Annotated in this window: 2 protein-coding genes; both read left to right on the top strand. The window is 73.2% G+C overall.

What is annotated here, in order from left to right; translation table 11 throughout:
- Positions 1–4 precede the first annotated feature (4 nt).
- Positions 5–7,777 (top strand): amino acid adenylation domain-containing protein, encoded by a 7,773-nt coding sequence (locus ACFYW9_RS39785; protein ID WP_389159899.1) that lies wholly within the window; start codon positions 5–7, stop codon positions 7,775–7,777.
- Between the two features lie 5 nt (positions 7,778–7,782).
- Positions 7,783–9,182: condensation domain-containing protein (locus ACFYW9_RS39780; RefSeq protein WP_389159898.1), on the top strand; the 1,400-nt coding region annotated here is incomplete at its 3' end.

The raw sequence follows: 9,182 nt of genomic DNA, 5'->3' as shown, positions 1-9,182 counted from the left end.
CACGATGATCCCGTTGTCCTTCGCCCAGCGCCGGCTGTGGTTCCTCCACCGCCTGCAGGGGCCGTCCGCGACGTACAACATCCCGTTCGTGCTGCGCCTGGACGGGCCGCTGGACACCAAGGCCCTGGCCGCGGCGGTGACCGACGTCGCCACCCGGCACGAGAGCCTGCGCACCCTGCTCGTCGAGAACGAGGACGGTATCCCGGAGCAGCGGATCCTGCCGGTCGAGGAGGCCGACCTCGCCTTCCGGGTGGTCGACGTGACCGCGGACGCGGTGGACGACGCGATGCGCCGCTTCGTGGGCGAAGGCTTCGAACTGGACACGGACCTGCCGCTGCGCACCCGCGTCCTGCGCCTCTCCGCGCACGAGCACGTGCTGGTGTTCGTCTTCCACCACGTCGCCGCGGACGGCGCGTCGATGGCCCCGTTCCTGCGCGACCTGCTGGCCGCGTACGCCGCCCGCGGGCGCGGCCAGGCCCCCGACTGGCAGCCGCTCACGGTGCAGTACAAGGACTACACCGTGTGGCAGCGCCAGATGCTGGGCGACGAGGACGACCCCGACAGCGTCGCCTTCGAACAACTCGACTACTGGCGGCGCGAGCTGTCCGGAGTGCCGCAGCCGGTGCAGCTGCCGCTGGACCGCCCGCGGCCCACCTCGGCCGGCCACCGCGGCGGCCATGTCGACCTCGAACTCGAACCCGACGTGGTCACCGGGATCGGCCGCCTGGCCGCCGAGCACGGCGCCACCGCGCCGATGGTCGCCCAGGCCGCGCTCGCGGTGCTGCTGCACCACCTCGGCGCCGGCAACGACCTCACCATCGGCAGCCCCATCGAGGGACGCCCCGACGAGCAGCTGGAAGACCTGATCGGGTTCTTCGCCAACACCTGGGTGCTGCGCGTCGACCTCTCCCGCAACCCGACGTTCGGCGATCTGCTGGACCAGGTCCGCGACCGGGCGCTCGGCGCCTACGACAACCAGGACGTCCCCTTCGAGCACCTGGTGGAACTCCTCAACCCCGACCGCACCACCGCCTACCAGCCGCTGTTCCAGGTGATGCTGGCCTGGCAGTTCGCCTGGTCCCCCCTCGAGATACCCGGCCTCAAGGTCACCCCCGTCCCGCTGGGCACCGACACCGCCAAGTTCGACCTGTTCTTCAACATCGTCCCCGACCCCTCGGGCCGCGCCTACGGACGCCTGGAGTACGCGACGGAACTGTTCGACCACGCCACCGCCCGGAGCCTGGTCGACCGCTACGTCCGCGTGCTGCGCCAGGTCGTCGCCGACCCCGGCACACGCCTGGGCCGGGTGGAGATCCTCACCACGGACGAACAGGACCGGCTGACCCGGCTGAACGACACCACGGCCCCCGTGCCGGACACGACGGTGGCCGACCTGGTCGCCGCCCAGGCGGCACGGACCCCGGACGCGACCGCGGTGGTCTGCGGGCCGGCGGAACTGTCGTACCGCGAACTGGAGACCCGCGCCGGCCGGCTGGCCGCCGTGCTGCGCGAGCACGGCGTCGGGCCGGACGTCCTGGTCGCCGTGGCACTGCCCCGCTCCGCGGACCTGGCCGTCGCGCTCCTCGCCGTCCTCAAGGCCGGCGGCGCCTACCTGCCCGTCGACCCGAACTACCCGGCCGCGCGCGTCGACCTGCTGCTCACCACCGCCGATCCGGCCCTGGTGCTGAGCGACCACGCGACGGCGCCCATCATCGCCGACACAGCGCAGCGCGTCCTGCACCTCGACGACCTGAGCCTGGACGGGCCCGCCGTCCAGGCACCCGACGCCGGCACCGGCCCGGACCACCTCGCCTACGTGATGTTCACCTCCGGCTCGACCGGCACCCCCAAGGGCGTCGCCGTCACCCACGCCGCCGTGGTCAACGGCGTACGGGACCTGGCCCGGCGCACCCACGTCGGGGCCGGCTCACGGATGCTCGCCGCGACCTCGGTGAACTTCGACGTCTCCGTGTTCGAGATCTTCACCGCACTGACCTGCGGAGCGAGCGTGGAGATCGTCCGCGACGTCCTCGAACTCGCCGAACGCGACACCTGGTCGGGCACCACCATCAGCGCCGTACCGACCGTCTTCGCCGCACTGCTCGACCAGCTCGCCACCGACGACACCCCCGGCCTCCGGCTCGACGTCGAAACCGTCATCTTCGCCGGCGAGGCGCTGGCCGCGGACATGGTCCACAGAGTGCGGCAAGCCCTGCCCGGCACCCGCGTCGTCAACGCCTACGGCCAGACCGAGAGCTTCTACGCCGCCACCCACACCGTCCCGCGGCAGGGGAGCGACACCGGCGCGATACCGGTCGGAACCCCGCTGGCCAACATGCGCGCCCACGTCCTGGGACCCGGACTCGCCCCGGCCCCGCAGGGCGTGATCGGCGAGCTGTACGTGGCGGGCCCGGTCGCCCGCGGCTACCACCGCAACGGCGCCGCCACCGCGGAACGCTTCGTGGCCTGCCCCTTCGGACCGCCCGGCACGCGCATGTACCGCACCGGCGACCTGGCCCGGTGGGACGCCGAGGGCCGGCTCAGGTACGCCGGACGCGCCGACGACCAGGTCAAGGTCAACGGCATCCGCGTCGAGCCGACGGAGATCGAGACCGTCCTGGCCCAGCACCCCGCCGTCGCCCAGGCCGTCGTCACCGTGTGCGCCGACCACACCGGCACCAAACGGCTCGTCGGCTACGTGGCCCAGACCGGCGCCGGTGCCACAGGCGGCGACGCGGACATCAACGCCAGTGTCTCGGTGGCCGATCTGCGCCGCTTCGCGGCCAAGCGGCTGCCCGACTACATGGTCCCCGCCCAGCTGGTGGTCCTCGAGCGGCTGCCGCTGACCGCCAACGGCAAACTGGACCGGGCCGCCCTGCCCGAGCCGCAGTTCACCGGCACCGAGTACCGCGCGCCACGCACCGAGGCCGAGCGGGTGCTGGCCGAGGTCTACGCCGACGTCCTGGGCGCCGGGCGGGTGGGCGTCGACGACGACTTCTTCACCGGCGGCGGCGACAGCATCCGCTCCATCCAGGTCGTGGCACGCGCCAAGACCCGCGGCGTCGTCGTCACCACCCGGGAGATCTTCGAGCACCGCACCGTCGCCCGGCTCGCCGAGCTGGTCGAGGGCCGGGCCGACGAGGAGCGGGTGACCCTGGCCGAGCTGCCGGGCGGCGGCGTGGGCTGGGCCCCGCTGCCGCCGACCGCGGCCCACGTCCTCGCCCTGGGCGGCGGCATCGGCCGGTTCTGCATGTCCGCGCTGCTGACCCTGCCCGAGGACATCGACCGCACCGGCCTCACCGCGACCCTGCAGGCCCTCCTGGACCGGCACGACGTGCTGCGCTCCCACCTGGACCGGGCCGAGAAGGGCCTGCGCATGCGGGAGGCGGGCACCGTGGACGCCGCCGCGCTGGTGCGCGAGGTCCCCTACGACGCCGCCACCGTGCAGGCCGAGCTGGACGCGGCCGCGGACCGCCTGGACCCGGACGCCGGCGTGATGGCCCAGTTCGTGCGGCTCACCTGCGCCACCGGGTCCGACCGGCTGCTGATCGTGCTGCACCACCTGGTCGTCGACGGGGTGTCCTGGCGGATCCTGCTGCCCGACCTGGTGGCCGCCTGGCAGCGGGTCAAAACCGGCCTCGAACCCCTGCCGGCACCCGCGGGCACCTCACTGCGGCGCTGGACGCACGCGCTCGCCGAGCAGGCCGCCACCGCCGGGCGCATCGCCGAACTGCCGCTGTGGCAGGACATCCTCGCCGGTGACGAACCGGTCCTGGGCACCCGCCCGCTGGACCCCGCACGCGATGTCACCTCCACCGTCGACACCGTCCGCGTCCAGCTGCCGGCCGATGTCACCGCCACCCTCCTCGACACCGTGCCCGCCCTCTTCCGCGGCGGCGTCGACGACGGCCTGCTCACCGGCCTGGCCCTGGCCCTGGCCCGCTGGCGCCGCACCCGCGGCGTGCCCGCCGCCCCGGCCCTGGTCCGGCTCGAGGGCCACGGCCGCGAGGACCACCTCGTCCCCGGCGCCGACCTGTCCGCCACCGTCGGCTGGTTCACCGCCATGTACCCGGTCGCCCTGGACGTGACCGGCATCGACCTGGCCGACGCGTTCGCCGGCGGCCCCGCCGCCGGCCGGGCCCTCAAGGCCGTCAAGGAACAGCTGCGGGCCGTCCCCGACCACGGCATGGGATACGGCCTGCTGCGCCACCTCAACGCGAGGACCGCGCCCGCGCTGGCCCGCCTGCGCCGCCCGCAGATCGGCTTCAACTACCTCGGCAAGGCCTCCGGCGCGGACATCCCCGAGGAACTGCGGGGCCTGGGCTGGGCACCCGACACCACCCACCGCGACCTGATCGCCGCGCCCGACGCGGACATGCCGGTCCTCTCCGCGCTGGAGATCAACGCGGTGGCCACCGACACCGGCGACGGCGACGAACTGACCGCCTACTTCGGCTTCCCCACCGGCCTCCTGTCCCGCGAGGACGTCACCGAACTGGCCGCCCTGTGGACCCAGGCCCTGACCGCGCTGGCCCGCCACGCCACCACCCCCGACGCCGGCGGCCTCACCCCCGCCGACGCCCCCCTGGTCACGGTGGGCCAGGCGGAGATCGACGCCTGGGAGGCCCGCTTCGGCAAGCTCGCCAAGATCTGGCCGACGACCCCCGCCCAGTCCGGGATCCTCTTCCAGGCCAAGCTCGCCGGGGCGTCGTTCGACCCCTACCACATCCAGCTGGTGTTCCACCTGTCCGGCAAGGTCGACCCGCAGCGGATGCGCCGCGCCGGGCAGGCACTCCTGGACCGCCACCCCGTCCTGCGCGCCGCGTTCGTCGACCGGGCCGACGGCGACCTCGTCCAGGTGATCCCGGAGTCGGTGACGCTGCCCTGGCGGCACCTCGACCTGACCGCCCTCGACGAGCCGCAACGCACCGAGACCTTCGAGCGGTTCCTCACCCAGGACCAGAAGACCTACTTCGAGGCGGACAACCCGCCGCTGATGCGCCTGGCCCTGGCCGTCCTCGACCCCGACCGGCCCGAACTCGTCCTGACCGCCCACCACACCCTCTACGACGGCTGGTCCACACCGCTGCTGATGCAGGACCTGCTGCTGCTGTACGCCGCCGACGGCGACGCCTCCGCACTGCCCGCCACCCGCGACTACGGCGACTTCCTGTCCTGGCTCACCCGCCAGGACCCCGAGGAGGCGGCACGGGCGTGGGCGGCCGAACTCGACGGGATCGGCGAGCCGGCCCTGCTCGCCCCCGACTCCGCCGACGCGGACGACGGCGTCCGCGACCAGGTCGAGGTCGCGCTGCCGGTCGAGGAGGCACACGAACTGGTACGCCGCTCCTCCGAGCTGGGCATCACCGTCAACACCCTGGTGCAGGGCGCCTGGGCGCTGCTGCTGGGCCAGCTCACCGGCCGCCAGGACGTGGTGTTCGGCGCCACCGTCTCCGGGCGCCCGCCCGCGGTGACGGACGTGGAGTCGATGGTCGGCATGTTCATCAACACCCTTCCCGTACGGGTGACCCACACCCCCGGCGACACCGTCGGCGAGGTCCTGGAGCGCCTCCAGCGCCGCCAGGCCGGCCTGGCCGAGCACCACCACCACGGGCTCGCCGAGATCCAGAAGTCCGCCGGGGTACGGTCCCTGTTCGACACGCTGGTCGTCTTCGAGTCCTACCCGGTCGACCGGGAGGGCCTGGAGGACGCCAGCGACGCCGCGGACGGGATCACCTTCACCGGCCTGCGCCCGTCCGCCGGCAACCACTACGCGCTGTGCCTGACGGCGGCGGCCGACCCGCATCTGCAGCTCGTCATCCAGTACGCGCCGGGCGTCTTCGACCGGGACACGGTCCAGACGTACGTGGCCCGCCTGGTGCGCTTCCTGCGGCAGCTGGCGGCCGACCCCGCGCTGAAGGTCGCGCGGATCGACGCGCTCGAGCCCGGCGAACGCGAGCGGATGCTGGAGCGGTTCGACGACGACGCCGCCCGGGCCCGCCACGTCACGCTCACCGAACTGGTCGAGGCGCAGACGGCCCGGATCCCGGACAAGGTCGCCGTGGCCGCCCGGGGCGAGTCGCTGACGTACGCCGAACTGGACGCCCGCGCCGAGGCGCTCGCGGCCGAACTGGCCCGGCACGGAGTGGGCCCCGAGACCGTGGTCGGCGTGGTCCTGCCGCGCACCGTGAACATGGTCGTGGCCCTGCTGGGCGTGCTCAAGGCGGGCGGCGCCTACCTGCCCGTCGACCCCGCCTACGCCGCCGCCCGTCTCCCGCACGTCCTGCCCACCGCCCGGCCCCACCTGGTCCTGACCGACGCCGGCACCCGCGACCTCGTCCCCGCCACCGACATCCCCGTCCTCCTCCTCGACGACATCGACCTCAAGGCCCCGCCCGTGGACGCCCCGCGGGCCGGGGCACGGCCGAAGGCCGGTCCGGACAGCCTCGCCTACGTCATCTACACCTCCGGCTCCACCGGCGTGCCCAAGGGCGTGGGCGTCACCCAGTCCACCGTCGTCAACGCCGTGGACACGATGGTCGCGCAGGCCGGGGCCGAGGCCGGACGACGCGTCCTGGTCGCCGCCTCCTTCGGCTTCGACGTCGCCACCTTCGAGACCTTCGCCGCCCTCACCCGGGGCGGCACCGCCGAGATCGTGCGCGACGTGCTGGAACTGGCCGAACGCGACAGCTGGGACATCGACGTCGTCTGCTCGGTCCCCTCCGCCTTCGCCGAGCTCGTCGACCAGCTCGCCGACCGCATCGACCCCACGGCACTGAACATCTCCGGGGAGGTTTTGACCCCGGTCCTGGCGGAGCGGGTGCGCACCCGCTGGCCCAAGGCCCGCGTCATCAACAGCTACGGCCCCAGCGAGACGTTCTACGCCACCGGTTTCCTCCTGGACCCCGACGAGCCGTACACGCAGGGTGTGCCCATCGGGCGTCCCTTCCCCGGCGTACGGGCCTACATCCTCAGCCCCGGCCTCGGCCTGCTGCCCGCGGGCACCCCGGGCGAGCTGTACCTGGCCGGAGCCGGCCGCGGCTACCACCGCCAGGCGGGCCTGACCGCGGACCGCTTCGTCCCCGACCCCTACGGGCCCGCCGGCTCGCGGATGTACCGCACCGGCGACCTGGCCCGCTTCACCCCGGGCGGCGAGCTGCAGCACCTGGGCCGCATCGACACCCAGGTGAAGATCCGCGGCTACCGCGTGGAACCCGCCGAGGTCGAGGCCGCCCTGACCACCCATCCGCGCATCGCCCAGGTCGCCGTCGTGACCCAGCAGCCCGGCGACACCACCCCCTACCTGGCCGCCTACCTCGTCCCCGCGGACGGCGCGAGCGTGCCGGACGCGGCCGAGATCCAGGAGCACCTGGCCGACCGGCTGCCCGAGTACATGGTGCCCGCCGCCTACGTGGCGCTGGAGCGGCTGCCCCTGTCGCCCAACGGCAAGCTCGACCTCAAGGCCCTGCCCGCCCCCGACCTCACCTCCCACACCCCCTTCAGGGCACCCACCACCCCACGCGAGGAGGCGCTGGCCAGGCTGTTCGCCGAGGTGCTCGGACTGGAGAAGGTCGGCGTCGACGACGGCTTCTTCGAACTCGGCGGGCACTCCCTGCTCGCCACCCGGCTGATCACCCGGGCCCGCTCCGAGATCGGGATGGAGATACCCATCCGGAAGATCTTCGACCTGCCGACGGTCGCGGCGCTCGCCGCATGGTCGGAGGAATCGGCCGTACCCCTTCGCCCCGCTCTGCGCAGGATGATCCCAGAGGAGTAGAACCCGTGATTCCGCTTTCGTTTGCACAGCGCCGCATGTGGCTCACGCACCAGCTGGAGGGCGGGGCAGAGACCTACAACATCTCCCCGGCCTTCCGGCTGAAGGGACCCCTGGACGAGACCGCCCTGGTCGCGGCGATCCAGGACGTGGTCGCCCGGCACGAGACGCTGCGCACCACCTACGTGCTGGACGACAACGACGAACCCCACCAGCGGATCCTGCCGGCGGCGCAGGCACCGGTGCAGGTACCGGTGGTCGAGGTGGCCCCCGACGGCCTGGACGCCGCGGTCGACGCGTTCATCGCGCACCGCTTCGACCTGATGGCCGACATCCCCTTCCAGGTGCGCCTGTTCCGCTGCTCGCCCGAGGAACACGTCCTGGTCCTGCTCATCCACCACATCGCCTCCGACGGCGTCTCCGGCGGCCCCCTGGCCCGCGACCTGACCACCGCCTACACCGCCCGCCTGGCCGGCCGGGCACCCGAGTACGAGCCGCTGGCCGTGACCTACAAGGACTACGCGCTGTGGCAGCGCGAACTCCTCGGCGACGTCGCCGACCCCGGCTCGCTGGCCGCGGCCCAGGCCAACCACTGGCGCAAGGAACTGGCCGGAGTGCCCCAGCCGCTCAGCCTGCCGCTGGACCGCCCGCGGCCCGCCACCCGGGACTCCAAGGGCGACTCGCTCCCGCTCGTGGTGCGGCCGCGGGCCGCGGCCAAACTGCAGAAACTCGCCGACGAGCGCGGCATGACCATGTCGATGGTCGTCCAGGCCGCGCTCGGCGTGCTGCTGGGCAAGCTCAGCGGCGGCGAGGACGTCACCATCGGCAACCCGATCGCCGGACGCACCGACGAGGGCCTGGCCGATCTGGTCGGCCTGTTCGTCAACACCCAGGTGCTGCGCGTCGACCTCTCCGGCAACCCCTCCTTCACCGACCTGCTCCCGCAGGTCCGCGACAAGGCGCTGGCCGCCTACGAGCACCAGGACGTCCCCTTCGAGACCCTGGTCGAACTGATCAACCCCGAGCGCTCCACCTCCTACCAGCCCCTGTTCCAGGTGATGTTCGCCTGGCAGAGCTTCGAGAAGGCCGACTTCGAACTGCCCGGACTCAAGGTCGAGTTCGAGCAGTACCTCACCAACACCTCCCTGGCCGACCTGTTCTTCAGCCTGGCCTACGACACCACCGGCGCCCTGCGCGGCGACCTCATGTACGCCACCCAGCTCTTCGACCGCGACACCGCCGAGGCCCTCGCCGCCCGGTTCGTACGCGTCCTGGAACAGGTGGCCGCAGCCCCCACGGCCCCGATCGGCTCCATCGACGTGCTGGGCGAGGACGAACGCGACCGGCTGGTGCGGCGGGTCAACGACACCGCCCGCCCGGTCGCGGCGACCACGCTGCCCGACGCGTT

The organism is Streptomyces sp. NPDC002698 (genome assembly GCF_042888945.1).
Classification (GTDB): domain Bacteria; phylum Actinomycetota; class Actinomycetes; order Streptomycetales; family Streptomycetaceae; genus Streptomyces.
This window is presented reverse-complemented; position numbering and strand designations above follow the sequence as displayed.